Genomic DNA, 17,724 nt, shown 5'->3' with positions numbered 1-17,724 from the left:
TTATGAGCCGGTGCTAAATTTTTTTAGTAATTCCCTAACTTTTGGTACCCCTTCCACATGATATCTGGCCTGGGTTTTCTTAAGTCCTACTTTTACCGTTATCGCAGTTTGGGGAAGGTCCTGGAACATAAATTCATCCGTCCAATCATCACCAATGGCAAAAACAAAATCATAATTATCCTCTCCCAACATACGAACGGCAGCCCTGCCCTTATTGACATTACTGCTCTTAACTTCCATTACCTTGTTACCATTAAGTACGCTGATATCATCGTTTCCGATAAGACTGGTAAGCACGGTATTTAATTCGTTTGCCCTTTTTTCACCAAAATCCGGGTCTGTACTGCGGTAATGCCACGCAAGGGAATAATTCTTTTTTTCAATGAAGGAGCCAGGGGTACGGTCCACGAAGGATTCCAATACAGGCATGATTTTCTCCATCCATTCCCCTTTGACCTTTTCCAGTAGTCTAAAGTCATTACCGTTCCGGGAAATCCAAACCCCATGTTCCACGATCATATTGTATTTTTTATCCAAAAACCACTTGCTGAAGGTTTCCTTATCTCGTCCACTTATTAGGAAAAGTGTGGTGTTCTCTTGATGGTGAAGTGCATCGAGTAGCTCATACAACTCCTTATCAGGGGAGGCCTTTTGGGGATTTTTATGAAAGCCCGTAAGGGTACCGTCATAATCCAAAAAGAGCAATCTTTTTTTTGCAGAGGTATAATCTTTTTGTAACCCGTTTAGGATAGTGGGGTTGAGTTTCTGTGAGACAAAATCATCATTTCCCTTGCGTTGTCTTTTTAACGAATCCATAAACTCATTGGCCCAAACCTCTACGTTATAGCGCTTTAATCTGTTTTGCAGGAACATATTTCTCGCCATTTGTTCCTCTTTGGGCATGGTGATGGCCTTTTTAAGGGTATCTGCCTGTTGTTCAAAATTATTTGGGTTAATGAGTAGGGCCTCATTCATCTCATAGGCGGAGCCGGCCATTTCACTGAGGATAAGGACTCCGGTTTTATCTATACGGGTGGCGATGTACTCCTTGGCCACTAAATTCATCCCATCCCGCAAAGGGGTAAGCCATGCAATATCCGAAGAGGTATAAAGATCGATTAAGTTTGAAAAGGGTAGGGAGCGATAAAAGTACCAGATGGGTGTCCAGTTCACGGTGGAAAGCTCACCATTGATTCGCCCTACCAATTCGTCAATTTCACGTTTGAGCAATTGATATTGGGGAACGTTTGCCCTTGATGGCACAGCGAGGATAATAAGTCGGACGCGCTCTTTATATTCGGGGTACTTATTTAGAAAATACTCAAAAGCGTTGATGCGTTTGGCAATTCCCTTACTATAATCCAATCGGTCAATGGAAACGATCAGCTTGGTATCCGGGGCCGATTTTTTATGATTGTCCAGTTTCCTTTGTAGGTCGGTGCGTTCCTTCCCTTTTAAGGCAGAACTCTTTAGGGCGGCCGTATGAAATTTGTTGTAATCAATGCCCATGGGAAAAGAATCGACCTTAATTACCCTGTTTTCCAGATAGACATCATTAAAGCTCACGTCCAATCCCAATAGACGCCTCACGGAACTCAAGAAATGGCGTTCATAATCGTACGTGTGGAAACCGATCAAATCCGATCCCAACAAACCTTCCAGGACTTCTTCACGCCATGGTAATGTTCGGAAGATTTCGTAAGATGGAAAGGGGATGTGGAGGAAGAAACCAATTGTGGCATTGGGACGTTTTTCCTTTACCATCTGTGGTACCAACAGTAATTGGTAATCGTGTACCCAAATAATATCATCGCTTTCGGCTTTTTCCAATATGGCATCGGCAAATTTTTGGTTCACGGCTTTGTATATCTCCCAGAAACCCAGTTCAAACTCCGTGTATTCCAAGAAATAATGGAACAGGGGCCAAATGGTACGGTTGCTAAAGCCAAAATAAAAACCATCGATCTCCTTCTGTGAGAGTACCACCTTGGAGCAGCCGTGTTCTTTTAAGGCACGATCGATATCGACTTCCAATTCTTTGGGTGTGTCCTCTTTGGTCAAGCCTGACCAGCCTATCCATAAACTTTCTCCCCCATGGTGCACGGATTTCATTCCCGTGGCCAGACCTCCAACGCTAGGTATTGCGGATAGTCCCCCATCACTTATTTGCAATTGAACTGGGAGTCTATTGGAAATAATTATAGTTTTACCCATAAGCTGGAATTTTTAAGGAAAATGAAATAAAAATGAGGTTTTTTCGATTATAAAGAAAGAAAAAACCTACAATAATTATCAAAAGATAAGAACTTGTATATGGATAACCTAAATTACGGAATTATTGGTAACTGTAGAAGCGCGGCATTGATCTCAGATACCGGCTCGTTGGACTGGTGTTGTTTGCCCCAATTTGATTCTTCTTCAGTCTTTGCAAAACTTTTGGATGAAAAAAACGGTGGAAATTTTGAATTGATCACAAAGTACAATTACGAAATTACACAGCAATACTATCCAAAAACGGCCATTTTGGTCACGCGCTTTTCCGATGGGGAGAACATATTTGAACTGCATGATTTTATGCCTAGGTATTATAAACCCAATGGCAAATACAATGCGCCGCCCGAAATAATCCGATATGTAAAACATATCTCCGGAGCCCCGAAATTTAAGGTGCAATACGACCCTAAATTGGAATATGCCAAGGGTGAGACCACACACCATGTAAAGGGTAATGGGACATTTATTGTAAGTATTACCAGTAAACAACAGTTCGATAGCCTGTTCCTATATACATCTTTTAATAAAAACCATGTGTTGAGTGGGGAGGAAATCACCCTGAAGGAAGATGGGTATTTCCTGGTCTGCTACAACGAAAAGATTTTACGCCCAACTACCGATAAGATAGGTTTGGAATTGGAGCGTACCAAAATCTATTGGCTGGATTGGGTGGACCGGACCCCGACCTACAAGAAATTCAACCGTGAGATCGTGCGCAGTGCCATAACGCTCAAAATGCTTACCTATGATAAAACGGGCGCGGTATTGGCAGCGGCAACTACTTCATTACCGGAAACCATTGGGGAAGTTCGAAACTGGGATTATCGGTTTTGCTGGATAAGGGACGCTTCCATGGTGATAAAAGTGGTTTCCGAATTGGGACACAAGAATTCTGCAAAGCGATTTCTACAGTTTATCATTGATTTGATGCCCGATAAGGATGAAAAACTCCAAATCATGTACGGCATCAATGGCGAGAAAACCTTGACTGAGAAGAGCCTTGACCATTTGGAGGGATATAGGGGTTCAAAACCGGTACGTGTAGGTAATGCCGCCTATAAACAAAAACAGAATGATATCTATGGTATTTTAATGGATGTTATCTATGAGCAGTTGATGAAATTCAGCAATGATATTGAAAATGGGGAGGAATTGTGGAGCATAACCAAGGCCATTGTCTGGATTGTTGATAAACACTGGCGTGAGGCAGACAAAGGAATTTGGGAGTTTAGAGGGGAGGATAGGCATTTTACGTTCTCCAAGGTCTTGTGCTGGGTGGCGCTGGATAGGGCTATTAAAGTGGCCAAGATATTTGGAAAACATCGAAAAATTGATAAATGGTCCACCATAGAGCAGGAAATTAAGGGCGATATTATGGAAAATGCGTGGAACGACGATGTTAAGGCCTTTACCCAGTCCTATGGCTCTTACCACCTGGACGCTTCCGTTTTGTTGATGGAATCTTACGGGTTCATTCACGCCAAGGATCCCAAGTTTGTACAAACGGTCAAAGCCATTGAAAAGGATCTGAGTAATGATGGATTACTGTACCGTTATAAAAATGAGGACGATTTTGGACTGCCTTCCTCGTCCTTTACCATTTGTACGTTTTGGTTCATTAATGCATTGTTCAAAATAGGGGAGGAGGAGAAAGCACTGGAGCATTTTGAGCGTTTATTGGGCTACAGCAACCATCTAGGGCTTTTTAGCGAGGATATCGATTTTAAGACCAAAAGACTATTGGGGAATTTCCCCCAGGCGTATTCCCATTTGGCTTTGATTGAATGTGCCATCAATTTTTCAAGGAAACAAAGCGAGGAGCGGATTTTGGAATCCATTAGTTAATGGACGCTGCAACGGCTTTGATTTTTTTCACCAATTGCCTTAAGTGGTCCTTTGTGGTAAAAGGATTCATTAAGGTGGTCCTTAAATAATGGATACCGCGCAGTTTGGTCTGGACAATGTAAAATTCCCCATCTTCCAAAAGCCGTTGGCGGATGGCCGCATTCCAGGCATCCAATTGCCCATTGGTCTTCCCTTTTTCAATACATCTAAAGCATAGGATATTGGACTGTGGGGAGGTGGCCAATTGAAATTTGGGATCTTCAATCAACATTTTTTCAAAGGTTTTTGCCAAATCGTACTGCCGTGTCACAAACGCGTCAAACAGCGTGTCCCCATAATGCTTTAATAGCGCAAACCAGTGGAGGCACATCATGGTCTTGGTACACTCAAAGGTTTTTTTGCCGCTGTTTATCCAGTCCTCTTCCTCAACATCATCCAATAAATAATCTGCACGTTGGTTAAAAGTATCCTGGGCATGTTTTTTGTCCTTAAAGAGTAGGGCAGTGGTAATGGTGGGCATGAGCATCATTTTATGACCATCAATAACTATGGAATCGGCATGCACAATACCCTGGAGCAGATGCTTATATTTTTCGGAATAGATGGCCGCCCCACCATGGGCACCATCCACATGGAACCAGATTTGTTTTTGTTGGGCAAATTTTGAAAGAACGTCCAAATTATCATAAGCACCCGTAGCTGTGGAAGGAGCCGATCCAATGATGGCAAAGATTTCAATTCCTTTTGAAGCGGCTTCCGTATAATACCTATCCAACAGGGTTGTGTCCATACTAAAGTTTTCGGAAGCCGGAATTTTAATGATTCCTTTTTCCCCAAGTCCCATTATTTTGGCAGCACGGTCCGCACAATAATGGGCCTCTTCGCATACCATGATTCCCAAAGTTGCGGAATGCCCCTCATTCCAAACGTCTTGTTTTACTATGGCCTTTCTCGCGGAAAGCAGCGCAGTTAAATTGGCCAGGGTGCCCCCGGAGGTTAAAAATCCGCCTGGGTTCCGGTCATAACCTATTTTTTTACAGATGCTTTCAATAACAACCTGCTCAATAGCCGAAGGCGCCATGCCCATTTCAAAGACCGCCATACCATTATTTAAAATGGAACTGACCATAGCGGTCAAAGCAGTAATTGGGGCAGGGGCTGCCACCTGATGCCCCATATATCTGGGGTTATGGGTGTGTATGGAATGTTTTAGGACTTCGGGGATGAAATCTCCATCATTCCCATTTTTAAGGAAGTCCTTCCAAAATTCCAACTCTTTTTTAGGGACATTCCAATTAATGGTTTTAGGGTTTTTAGCGGATGTTGACTTTTGTAAATGGTCAACCAAAGTATCAATCAACTGATGACCATTGTTTGCAAACTGATTATGGGAGTAAACTGTTTTTAGAATTTCTTTTGCCATAACACGAAAGTAATAGGACTCCATTATTTGGACAATAGTCCTTCAAAAGAAACCTCTTGTAAAACCAACAAAAATCATATTTTACGATTTCATATGGGAATACATTTGAGACTTCTGTAAATACTACAAAAATTAGTACTGTAGATTTTATTTACACAGTTGAACCAAACTATTCCGGACTATGACAAAAACAATTACCATTTGTCTTTTTTTCACATCACTAGTAATGTTTTCCCAAACGCGATTTGAGAAAGGGTACTTTATAGAAAGTAAGGGGGATAAGGTGGAATGCTACATTAGAAATTTGAATTGGGCGGATTCGCCTATTAAGGTTTCTTACAAATTATCGTTGGGTGATGAACCCAAATTTTTTGATGTGAACACCGTTAAAGCATTTCAGGTTAACGAGGGGCCTTTATATCTTAAGGTTTCTGGTGAATTTCCAGTAACCCAACAATTTGAAAAAGACAAGAGCAGCGAAAGTCAACCAAAATTGGTCAGTAGGAATGTGTTTGTCAAGCGAATTTTGGGAGGAGAAGCCTCTTTGTATCAGTACAGTGGTAATAACGATAGGATTTTTTTGATACAAATAGGGGAACACAAACCCTTGCCCCTCTTATACAAGCAGTACATTAAACCTGGCTCAAATCAAATTGTAGATAACAAGATGTATAGAAGACAATTGTTTGAGCATTTGAATTGTGGAAACTCCATTGACATTCAATCAGTTACCTACGAAAAGAAATCGCTTATCAATTACGTTCAAAAGTATAACCTCTGTACTGATCCCAACAGCTCTGATTTGGAAATGGGAGTTGGGAAAAGGAAGGGAATAAAGTTTGGCCTAACCATTTACGGAGGAGCACAGGATTACGATTTCAATTATGCCGTATTTGGAAGAGATCAAGATTATGATAATGAAATTGTACCAAAAGTGGGATTGGAAGTGGAAGGTATCCTACCATTCAATAACGATAAGTGGAGCTTTTTCCTAGGGGCGTTTTACTCGGAGTATTCAAGTGGATTTGGAAGGTCCAATGTAGGATCACCTAGATATTTTATCGATATCAATAGATTGGAAGTAATATTGGGGGGGCGACATTATATGTATTTAAACCCAAATAGTGCTTTATTCTTAGAATTGGGCCTCACTATAGACAATGATTTTAGTTCTGAACATAGGATTGATTTTAATCAGGATACTGCAGATAGTTCACAGCAGGTAAGACCAGTAAATCTTGGTAGTGGACTTGGGGTTGGATATAGCTTTAAAAGAAAACTGTATTTAAAGTTCAATTATTACCTTAATCAAAACGTTTTGGAAGGAACTCCAGTGGAAAATGAACTATCAAGGGTTTCCCTACTTTTGGGCTATAAATTTTTATAAAAACTATTTTGACTCAAAAGTTCTTTTGCATGTGTTAAACGATATTTCCAGTGTAATACATCAAAGTAATCTAAGGAGGACAATTCTTAAACCGGGGTAATATGATTTTTCTAGGCATTGGGACGCTCAACTTTTAAAGATTTTACAAACTATAAAGCATATTTTATGAAAATGAAGCACGTACTTATTGTTGCATTGACCGCTACATTGTTCTGGTCTTGTAAACAGGGAAAAAATGCACCTGCTGAACAGGCGACGGAAGCAGTTGACATGGTTATGGTAGATCAATTTGCCGATTTACGTATTTTACGATATGAAGTACCTGGATTTGATGGACTTACCTTAAAGGAGAAACAATTGGTCTATTATCTGGCCCAAGCTGGTCTTGCGGGTAGGGATATTATGTGGGACCAAAACTACCGCCATAATTTGGTCATCAGAAGGGCATTGGAATCCATTTACACCAAATTTGAAGGGGATAGGACCACAAAAAGTTGGAAGGACTTTGAGACGTATTTAAAAAGGGTTTGGTTCTCCAACGGAATACACCATCATTATTCCAATGATAAAATTATGCCGGAATTTGATAGGGAGTATTTTATGGGATTGCTGGAGGCCACGGAAATCACTTTGGAAGGGGAGGCCCTGGAAGTTATTTTTAATGATAAAGACCTTAAAAAGGTCAATAAAAAGAAGGGGGTCGATAATGTCCTCGCCTCATCCGTCAATTTTTACGGCCCGGATTTGACCACAGCGGAAGTGGAAGCTTTTTATCTAAAAAGGAATAATAAGCCTACAGACCAGCCCATTGAACTGGGACTTAATTCAACATTGGTCAAGGAAAATGGGAAGTTAAGGGAATTGGTTTGGAAGTCTGGTGGCAAATATGGCAAGGCCATAGACGAAATTATCAAATGGTTGGAGAAGGCCAAGGCTGTTGCTGAAAATGAACAGCAGGCCAAAACATTGGGCTTATTGATTGAATATTATAAAACGGGAAGCTTGGATACCTGGGATGCGTATGCCGTGGCATGGGTAAATTCCACGGAAGGCAATATTGATTGGATCAACGGGTTCATAGAAGTGTACAACGATCCCATGGGCATAAAGGGATCGTATGAAAATATTATTCAAATAAAAGACTTTGAAATGTCCAAAAAAATGGACGTGATTTCTGCGAACGCACAGTGGTTTGAAGATAACGCCCCTTTGATGGATGCCCATAAAAAGGAGAACGTTGTGGGCATCACCTACAAGACCATAAATGTGGCCGCGGAAGCGGGGGATGCTTCTCCCAGTACCCCAATTGGGGTAAATCTTCCCAACAACAACTGGATACGTCAGGAACATGGCAGTAAATCGGTTTCCCTTGGGAATATTATTGATGCCTACAACAATGCGGGCAGTGGAGGGCGCTTAAATGAATTTGCCCATGATTCCCTGGAAATTGAACTGAGTAAAAAATACGGGGAGCTGGCAAGCAAGTTACATACGGCCCTTCATGAGGTTATTGGACATGCGTCGGGAAAGATCAATGAAGGTGTGGGACAACCCAAGGAAACCCTTAAGAACTATGCCTCCACCATGGAAGAAGGGCGTGCGGACTTAGTGGGCCTCTATTACCTCATGGATCCAAAACTTCAGGAACTGGGATTGGTTGAAGATTGGGAAAAAGTTGGAATGACCGCCTATGATCGGTATATCCGAAATGGATTAATGGTCCAGTTGATCCGTATAGCACTTGGTGATGACATCGAGGAAGATCATATGGTCAACCGGCAATGGGTATCCGCATGGGCGTTTGAAAAAGGGATGGCGGATAATGTGATTGAAAAAATAGAGCGTGATGGCAAAACGTATTTTGAAATTCATGACTATGCGAGGTTGCGGGAACTGTTTGGGGAATTGCTGAAGGAAACCCAACGGATAAAATCCGAAGGTGATTTTGAAGCTGCCCAGGCCCTTGTGGAAGGATATGGTGTTAAAGTGGACCAGGGATTGCATGCCGAAGTCTTGGAACGAAACAAAAAATTCAAAGCTGCACCTTACAGTGGTTTTGTAAATCCCGTATTGACACCGGAAACCAACGACCAGGGAGAGCTAACGGATGTAAGGATCGTACAGCCCAAAAGCTTTGAGGAACAAATGTTGGACTATTCGGAACGATTTGGTTTTTTAGTAAAATAGACAAAAAATTTTATTGGATACTGGCCTTTACAAAAAGCAGCCGCAATTTGGAATCGTTTCTTTATAAAGTAAGAAAAATATGCTTGATAATTCAATTAGAACTTACGTGATAAATAAAAGAAAACCTTAGCTAAGGTCCCCAGCGGACAATTTTATTAATTCTTGTTGTCATAGCTTATCTTCCATCTTCCGCAGGCAATTTTGCCCATTTTACTTTGGCGATGTTTGATAGAGGCTACATTCCAATCAACAGAGTTTATAGAATTCGTGATTGCATATTTACTGGTATTAAATATTTCAATCTTGTCTTTATACGGTTTGTCAGAGGATTCTTTATTTTTGGAAACTTCCAATAAGGTCATGTTCCCCAACTTATATAGATTTCTGGCATGGTCATCTTCGCTAAAATGGTCGTTCCAAGAATCATTGAAATTCACGGGAAGGATGTGTTCAATAGTTCCATTGTCTGCGAGATAGTCATAATTTGCCCCATTGTGAGCCTGGGATTCTATGTTGTAAAGTATATACCTGGCCAATTTTTTATTAGAACTACTGCTAGTATTAAGGGTTTTTAATTCAAAGTAACTTTTAAAACTATCATCAGAAATATAGATTGGTCTTAAATCTTCAAGCACTTTTTTTAACTTAAATGTCTTGCTTTGGAATAAGTTAATGCTGGTCTTGTTATAGACCTTATCCATTTCATTGGCCTGCAGTTTTCCTATTACATTATATCTAAAGGATATGGTGACTATTGCTTTAGTTAGTTTTTTGAATTCATTGGTAATTCCAAACTTCTCATATGCAATCATTAAAAGTGGTTTGTTCTGAGTTACTCTAAAAAGTTTTAATGCTCCAATAGAATTTGATAAATCTTTGTCTCCTTCCCAGAATTCATCATAAGGATTAGCCAAAGCCATGTAGAAGTATGCAACTTTTTCCAAGCTATCCAACAATTCGAAAACATCAGAATCCTTTACCAATTGTTGCTTAACTGCTTTGAACAAGTACTCTTTGCTAATAAGTTTTCTACGAGCGTTTAGATAGTGTCTTAGAAAGATGGGAAATTCCTTAAGCCCTGTTATTTCTATTATTTTTTTCCATTGGGTTTTGATGATTTTCAGGTCTGAATCGCTTTTTGCGACCAATGAAAAAAGATAATTTTTTAGTAAATCAGTTGATGTCAATTCGACACCTCTTGAATTTAATGTTTCGAAAACCGTATATGCATTTACCTCATCCTCTACCGTTATTTGTATAAACAAAAGCCTTCGGCCAATTTTGTTGTTCAAGAAGTTGGCCATGGACTGGCCGCTTTTTTTTTCAGCAAAATGAGATTCTATTTTATTTGAAAAAAATAGATAAGCATCCCAAAGCAGTTTTTCAGAAGAGTTCAACTTGTTATAATTCACAGGTTCTCTAAAATTGACTAATCTAGTTTGGAAAAAACCATCATTATTTTCATTTAAAAATAACTTGCTAGAGTATTTAAGTGATACAGAGTCTTTTTGACCAATATAATCTTTAACTAAAAGTCTCACTCTTTCCTCATTATCCTCTTTTTCCATATTTTCATTGGCGAGTTCTTGTATGTTGTTTATGACCGCCAATGCAATGATGGTTAGAGTAGTAAACCTTTGTTGTCCGTCAATGATGTCGTATGTATTATCTCCGTTATCCTGTAGGACTATTGATCCCATATAATGAGAATCGCTTGTATCATTTAGGTTGAGGATATCATTCCATAAATCTTCCCAATTGTCCTCATCCCATGAATAGTCCCTTTGGAATTGAGGGACTTTGTAGATTTTTCCATTTCTAATTATATCATTAAATGAAATGGTTTTGGTGTCTAGCAAATTAGAATTGGACATGGCAAAACTTATTTGTTATAAAATTAGTCATTACATTAATTAGTCAACAACAAAAAAGCCGCTCCTTTATGGAGCGGCCTTCACTTCCTGCGAAGTTATCTGAATTAGTCAAAAGTATAACCGTTGTCATTTGCCACCTTGTCCGCAATTTGGGTTCGCAAGGCGATTACGTTGGGGAAGTTAACATATTTTGTGAATCTTTTCAATCCCATTAACATCATTCGTTGTTCATCGCCTTCGGCAAAGGAGATAATTGCTTCCTTTCCCTTGTCATTAATAATGTCCACAGCTTTGTACAAATAGTACCTGGACATCGCTATTTGTGTGGCTTGGGCCGCTTCGCCAAAACGTTTGGCATTCTTTTCCGTCCTTAGGATGGCCGATTCCGCCAAATAGATTTGAATTAAAATATCCGCAGCGGCCATTAATAATTGCTGGTGTTCCTCCAATTGGGGTCCAAACTTTTGGACCGCACTTCCGGCCACCATCAAAAATACCTTTTTTAATCTTTTGATCATATCCTTTTCCTCAGCAAATAATTCCGAGTAATCCGGAGTGTCAAAAGAGGGAATGCCCATAAGCTCCTCACCTACGGCAGTCGCGGGGCCCAGTAAATCCACATGGCCCTTCATGGCTTTTTTGACCAACATGCCCACGGCCAACATTCTATTGATTTCGTTGGTACCTTCATAAATTCGTGAAATTCGGGCATCCCTCCATGCAGATTCCATTGGGGTCTCTGCACTAAAGCCCATTCCTCCAAAAATTTGGATACCCTCATCCGAGGTTTGTTGCACATGTTCAGAAACCGCAACTTTTAATATGGAGCATTCAATGGCGTATTCCTCAACCCCTTTTAGTTCGGCTTCTTGATGTGAGTTTCCCTCCGCTTCACGAAGGGCAATCCGATCCTCTATGTTTTTCGCAGCCCTGTAGCAGGCAGACTCATCCACATAGGCATTGGTGGCCATATCCGCAATTTTTGCTTTAATGGCCCCAAAATTCATGATCGGGGTCTTAAACTGAATGCGCTCATTGGCGTATTTGGTAGCTTCGTTGAGTACCCGACGTTGCGCCTCCAAACAAGCTGCCGCCAATTTAATTCGACCAACGTTTAGTGCGTTCATGGCAATCTTGAATCCATTTCCCCTCTCGGAAAGCATATTCTCCACCGGAACCTTGGTCTCATTAAAGAAAACCTGACGGGTGGAAGAGGAATGAATTCCCAACTTTTTCTCTTCGTCCCCTAGGCTGATGCCATTCTCAGGGTCATTCTCGACAATAAAGCCGGTGATATTTTTATCATCTTCTATTCGGGCAAAAACAATGAACAAATTACAGAACCCCGCATTGGATATCCACATTTTTTGACCGGAAATACTGTAGTATTTTCCGTCTTCGGACAATACTGCCTTGGTTTTCCCCGAGTTGGCATCCGAACCTGCTCCGGGCTCCGTTAAACAGTAGGCACCGAACCATTCCCCCGTTGCCAATTTGGGCACATATTTTTGTTTTTGTTCTTCGGTTCCATAGAGGGTGATCGGCATTGTCCCAATACCGGTGTGGGCGCCAAAGGCCGTACTAAAGGAGCCTGTGACCCCGGAAATGTAGTCGCAGACCAACATAGTGGAAACAAATCCCATGCCCATACCACCGTAGGCCTCTGGTACAGCGATACTCAAAAGACCAAGCTCTCCTGCTTCACGCATACACTCTTCTGTGAAGGCATAGTCCTTTTGCTCAAATCGCTCCCAATTTGCCCAAATCTTACGGTCAACAAATTCTTTGGTACTCTCCCGCATCATTTGTTGTTCTTCACTTAAATCTTCCAATGTGAAAACATCTTCACAATCCACTTCCTTGACCAAAAATTGGCCTCCACGAAGGATTTCTTTACTCATTGTTTCGGTACTCATAACTGTTATGGATTTAAGAATCAAGAACCAAGAGTCAGGACTGGATATTCAGTCCGCTTTGGAAACCTGAAATCATTTTTTGTAATTGTTGAATTTTATGTGATAAATCTGAAAATTGTTTTTTTTCAATATAATTTCTTCGAAAAGCAATAATTAATTGGGTCTCCCATTCAAATGCCGAACCCAAACTATCTTCAATATATTTATTGAAATGCCGATCCGTGGATTTGCTTGTGCCTTCCGCAATATTCGAAGGGGTTGAAATGGAACATCGTAATAACTGAGAAGTCAAATTGAACTTTTCCAGGGAGGGAAAACTAACGACCAAATCATAGGTAAGATCCACAATTCCCATACCTTCCTCCCATATTTTTGGTTTTTTAAAATTATGTCTTCCCATTATCTTGAATCTTGATTCCAATCTCTTGATTCTAGTTCAGTAACTCAAATATTCCTGCAGCGCCCTGTCCGGTTCCCACACACATGGTTACCATGCCGTGCTTTCCTTTCATATTGCGCTTACGCATTTCGTCAAATAGTTGAACGGATAATTTGGCTCCTGTACAACCGAGCGGATGACCCAGTGCGATGGCCCCACCGTTTACATTGACGATTTCATTATTTAGCTCCAATTCACGAATAACGGCCAGGGATTGCGAAGCAAATGCTTCGTTCAACTCTATTAGCGAGATGGACTCCTTTTGTAAACCAGCCTGTTTCAATGCCTTTGGAACGGCAGCAACGGGACCTATGCCCATTATTCTTGGTGGAACACCAGCGGCAGCATAGCTTACGAGCCTGGCTTCCGGTTCAAGGTTCAACTCTTTGACCATATCCTCGCTCATAACCATTACAAAGGCTGCACCATCACTGGTTTGGGAGGAATTCCCTGCGGTTACACTACCATTGGCCGCAAAAACAGGTCGCAATTTGGCCAGGGCTTCTTTGGAAGTACCCCGTCTTGGCCCTTCGTCCTTGGTTACCGTAAACTTCCTTGTCGCTTTTTTACCGTTGTGGTCCACATAGGTTTCATCCACTTCAATGGGCACAATTTGGTCTTGAAACCGATTTTCATCGAGGGCCTTCAATGCCTTCATATGCGAGTTGTAGGCGAATTCATCCTGGTCTTCCCTGGATATCTTGTATTCCTGGGCCACAGCTTCCGCAGTATTGCCCATACTCCAATAGTAGTCCTCATGACCGGATTTTACCAAATCGTAGTTCAATTCGGTTTTGAAACCCGTCATGGGAACGGAACTCATGCTTTCCACGCCCCCAGCGATGATGCAATCGGCCATTCCCGCCTGTATCTTTGCCGTGGCAATGCCTATGGTCTCCAAACCGGAAGAGCAAAAACGATTTACGGTTACCCCTGGAACATCCACTATATCCAAGCCCATTAAGGAAATCAATCGTGCCATGTTCAATCCCTGAGAACCTTCCGGCATTGCATTTCCCACAATGACATCATCAATTCGTTTTTTGTCAAATTCGGGCAATTGACCAACCAAATGTTCAATGGTTTCTGCAGCCAATTCATCGGCCCTTTTAAAACGGAACCCTCCTTTTTTTGATTTGCCAACTGCCGTCCTATATCCTTTTACTATATATGCTGTTCTCATTTAGATATTAGATTTGAGAAATTCATCTCGTAAATTTTTAATTTATGTGTAGTTGATTTTTTGCACTTCAATCAGATGCAATTTGTACGATAAGATGGGTAAGTCCCGAAAATCATGCATGGTCTATTATCTTAGGTGTCATGTCTTACCTCCAAACAAAACTAGTTTCTTAACGGTTTACCGGTTTTCAACATATGTTGGATGCGTTCCAAAGTTTTGCGTTCCGTACATAGGGATAAGAACGCTTCCCGTTCGATATCCAGAAGATATTGTTCACTGACATAACTTGGTTCCGATAAGTCTCCCCCCGCCATAACATAAGCGAGTTTATTGGCAATTTTTTTGTCATGCTCGCTGATGTAGTTACTGGCCTCCATGGAATCCGTTCCTACCAGGAACATACCTAGGGCCTGTTTTCCTAGGACTTTTACGTCCTTTCTGGCCGGTGGTCTTGTATAACCCGCTTCCGCCATTAGTTTCGCGTGGGCTTTGGCAGTGGCTATTTGGCGTTCTTTATTGACCACGACCACATCTTTCCCTTTCTGGAGGATACCCAAATCATAGGCCTCATAAGCCGAGGTTGATACTTTTGCCATACCTATGGTCAGGAAGTATTCCTGAAGGACATTAAGTTCCACATCCCCTTTTCGGAAGGAATCGGAAGCCCGCATTGCCATTTCCTTGGAACCGCCACCACCTGGAATGACGCCAACTCCAAATTCTACCAATCCAATATAGGTTTCTGCAGCGGCCACCACTTTGTCCGAATGCATGGACAGCTCACATCCACCGCCGAGGGTCATCCCATGCGGGGCGGCAACCGTTGGGATGGAAGAATAGCGCATCCGCATCATGGTGTCCTGGAACATTTTAATGGCCATGTTCAACTCATCGTATTCCTGTTCCACCGCCATCATAAAAATCATCCCAATATTGGCGCCTACCGAGAAGTTGGCTGCTTGATTGCCCACGACAAGTCCTTGAAAGTCTTGCTCCGCAAGGGTAATGGCTTTGTTCAATCCAGCCAGGACATCACCACCTATGGTGTTCATTTTGGATTGGAATTCCACATTTAGGATACCATCCCCCAAATCTTCGGCAACAACACCACTGTTTTTGAACACTTCTTTGGACTTTCGGATATTATCCAAAATGATAAAGGCATCTTGACCTGGTATTTTTACCATTTCCTTTTTCGGGATGTCATAGCAATAGGTTGCCCCATCCTTTACCTCGTAAAAGGAATCCACACCTGCCGCCTTCATTTCATTGATCCAATTGGCAGCTTGTTGCCCTTCGGCAGCAATGAATTCCAGGCCTTTGTCCAACCCTACCGCATCCCATATTTGGAAAGGGCCGTGTTCCCAACCAAAACCGGCCTTCATGGCATCATCAATCTTGTAGAGCTCGTCCGTTATTTCGGGGATTCTGTGGGATACATAAGCGAACAACTGCCCAAAACTCTTTCTATAAAACTCCCCCGCCTTGTCCTTTCCTCCACAGAGTACTTCAAAGCGATCAATGACGCTATCGATGGTTTTTGTCAATTCCAGGGTGGCGAACTTCGCACTCTTTTTGGAGCGATAATCCATGGAGTCCAGATCCAAAGTGAGGATTTCGCTCTTGCCGCCACCACCTTTTACTTTTTTATAGAACCCCTGTCCGGTTTTGCTCCCCAACCACTTGTTCTCCATCATGGTTTGGATAAAACTGGGGAGGGCAAAAAGTTCGTGGCGCTCATCCTCTTTGCAATTCTCCGAAATGCCATTGGCCACATGCACCAAGGTGTCCAGTCCTACCACGTCAACAGTTCGAAAGGTGGCCGATTTTGGTCTGCCAATCACGGGTCCGGTCAATTTATCCACTTCTTCAACCGTCATCCCCAATTCCTTCACGGCGTGGAACAAACTTTGAATACTGAAAATACCAATACGGTTTCCTATGAAAGCCGGGGTATCTTTGGCAACCACGGAAGTTTTTCCCAAAAACTGCTCCCCATAGCCGTTTAGGAATTCCAAAACCTCGGGTGTGGTCTTTGGACCTGGGATAATTTCAAACAGTTTTAAGTAGCGCGCAGGATTGAAAAAGTGCGTACCACAAAAGTGTTTTTGGAAGTCGTCACTCCGGCCCTCACTCATAAATTTAATGGGAATACCGGAAGTGTTGGACGTAATTAACGTACCGGGCGTTCTATGTTTTTCCAGATTTTCAAAAACCTGTTTCTTGATATCCAAACGTTCCACGACCACTTCAATGATCCAATCCACATGGGCTACCTTGGCGATATCGTCCTCAAGGTTTCCAGTAGTGATCCTATTGGCAAATTTTTGATGGTAGATAGGGAAGGGTTTCGATTTTAATGCTTTGGTCAATGCTTCATTTACCAAACGATTGCGAACGACTTTATCTTTCAGGGTCAACCCTTTTGCCTGTTCCTTATCATTCACTTCCCTTGGAACAATATCCAAGAGCAATACTTCGACCCCAATATTGGCGAAGTGACAGGCGATGCCACTTCCCATAATACCAGAACCGATTACGGCAACTTTATTGATATGCCTTTTCATGCTATAGTTCGAAATTAATTAGTTGATGTTTTTGTGTATATTTTCTTGTCAACGATGAGTTTATTGATGATTTCGGATGTTCTGTAGAAACCCTCCAAATCCTTTTCATCTACATGTTCTTTTACCGCCTCATTAAATCGAAGGACCACCTCCTTGGATTCTTTTCTTTTTTCCAAACCAAGCGCGGTTAAATGGATTAGGACGCCCCGACCATCATTGGGATTGGGCCTACGCTCTATATAACCCCTTTCCTCTATGGATTTTAGGATTCTTGACAGACTTGTGGATTCCATGCCCATTCTGGGTCCCAATGCCGTACTCGGGGTTCCCTTCTTGGAATCGATGCTTAAAAGCGTAAACCCAATGGCCATGGTTAGGCCGTAGTTCTTGGCCTCTTCATTGTAAAGGCGGGTGACGGCTTGCCAAGTGGCCCTTAGGGCCCAATCTATTGTCAAATCCTTCATAGAGCTGTTTTGGTCACCCAAAGATAACAAAATTTATTATGCATGCATAATAAATATTTTTCAGCAAAAAAGCCCGCTTGGACAAGTGCCCATTTGAAATTGCGAAGGACATCACCAATTCTTCCTACTTCTTTTTACAATTTTTTTTTCGTATTATGACAATTG

General features: G+C 41.7%; 11 protein-coding genes. 3 read left to right on the top strand and 8 right to left on the bottom strand.

The genetic code is table 11. The annotated features are described in order from the left end of the window. Positions 1-2,214, bottom strand: coding sequence for a bifunctional alpha,alpha-trehalose-phosphate synthase (UDP-forming)/trehalose-phosphatase (locus L0P88_RS00630; RefSeq protein ID WP_247132715.1), 2,214 nt, complete (start codon positions 2,212-2,214; stop codon positions 1-3). Between the two features lie 99 nt (positions 2,215-2,313). On the opposite strand from L0P88_RS00630, the gene L0P88_RS00625 reads away from it, so the two are divergent. Further along, entirely contained in the window at positions 2,314-4,119 is a 1,806-nt protein-coding gene (locus L0P88_RS00625; protein WP_247132714.1) for a glycoside hydrolase family 15 protein, read from the top strand. Here the strand turns inward: L0P88_RS00625 and L0P88_RS00620 are convergent. Next, on the bottom strand, positions 4,112-5,542 hold the full coding sequence (locus L0P88_RS00620) for a pyridoxal phosphate-dependent decarboxylase family protein (protein ID WP_247132713.1): 1,431 nt from the start codon (positions 5,540-5,542) through the stop codon (positions 4,112-4,114). The genes L0P88_RS00625 and L0P88_RS00620 overlap by 8 nt on opposite strands. Positions 5,543-5,723: 181 nt before the next feature. Between L0P88_RS00620 and L0P88_RS00615 the strand changes: the two genes are divergently transcribed. Next, positions 5,724-6,929 carry a PorT family protein gene (locus L0P88_RS00615; RefSeq protein ID WP_247132712.1) on the top strand — a complete coding sequence of 402 codons (1,206 nt, stop codon included), beginning with the start codon at positions 5,724-5,726 and terminating at the stop codon, positions 6,927-6,929. Between the two features lie 165 nt (positions 6,930-7,094). Next, complete coding sequence (locus L0P88_RS00610; protein ID WP_247132711.1) at positions 7,095-9,116, top strand: dipeptidyl peptidase 3; 2,022 nt, start codon at positions 7,095-7,097, stop codon at positions 9,114-9,116. Between the two features lie 155 nt (positions 9,117-9,271). On the opposite strand, the gene L0P88_RS00605 is transcribed toward L0P88_RS00610, so the two are convergent. From L0P88_RS00605 to L0P88_RS00580, 6 genes are all read right to left on the bottom strand, one after another. Further along, a complete protein-coding gene (locus L0P88_RS00605; RefSeq protein WP_247132710.1) occupies positions 9,272-10,990 on the bottom strand; it encodes a DUF262 domain-containing protein in 1,719 nt (572 codons plus the stop codon). A 104-nt stretch (positions 10,991-11,094) separates the two neighbouring features. Continuing rightward, entirely contained in the window at positions 11,095-12,906 is a 1,812-nt protein-coding gene (locus L0P88_RS00600) for an acyl-CoA dehydrogenase family protein (RefSeq protein WP_247132709.1), read from the bottom strand. A gap of 34 nt (positions 12,907-12,940) precedes the next feature. Continuing rightward, positions 12,941-13,306, bottom strand: coding sequence for a four helix bundle protein (locus L0P88_RS00595; RefSeq protein ID WP_247132708.1), 366 nt, complete (start codon positions 13,304-13,306; stop codon positions 12,941-12,943). A 31-nt stretch (positions 13,307-13,337) separates the two neighbouring features. Then, complete coding sequence (locus L0P88_RS00590; protein ID WP_247132707.1) at positions 13,338-14,528, bottom strand: thiolase family protein; 1,191 nt, start codon at positions 14,526-14,528, stop codon at positions 13,338-13,340. Between the two features lie 161 nt (positions 14,529-14,689). After that, positions 14,690-17,095, bottom strand: coding sequence for a 3-hydroxyacyl-CoA dehydrogenase/enoyl-CoA hydratase family protein (locus L0P88_RS00585; protein ID WP_247132706.1), 2,406 nt, complete (start codon positions 17,093-17,095; stop codon positions 14,690-14,692). Between the two features lie 14 nt (positions 17,096-17,109). Then, entirely contained in the window at positions 17,110-17,559 is a 450-nt protein-coding gene (locus L0P88_RS00580) for a MarR family winged helix-turn-helix transcriptional regulator (RefSeq protein WP_247132705.1), read from the bottom strand. Between the last annotated feature and the right edge of the window lie 165 nt (positions 17,560-17,724).

Source organism: Muricauda sp. SCSIO 64092 (assembly GCF_023016285.1).
Lineage (GTDB): Bacteria > Bacteroidota > Bacteroidia > Flavobacteriales > Flavobacteriaceae > Croceivirga.
This window is presented reverse-complemented; position numbering and strand designations above follow the sequence as displayed.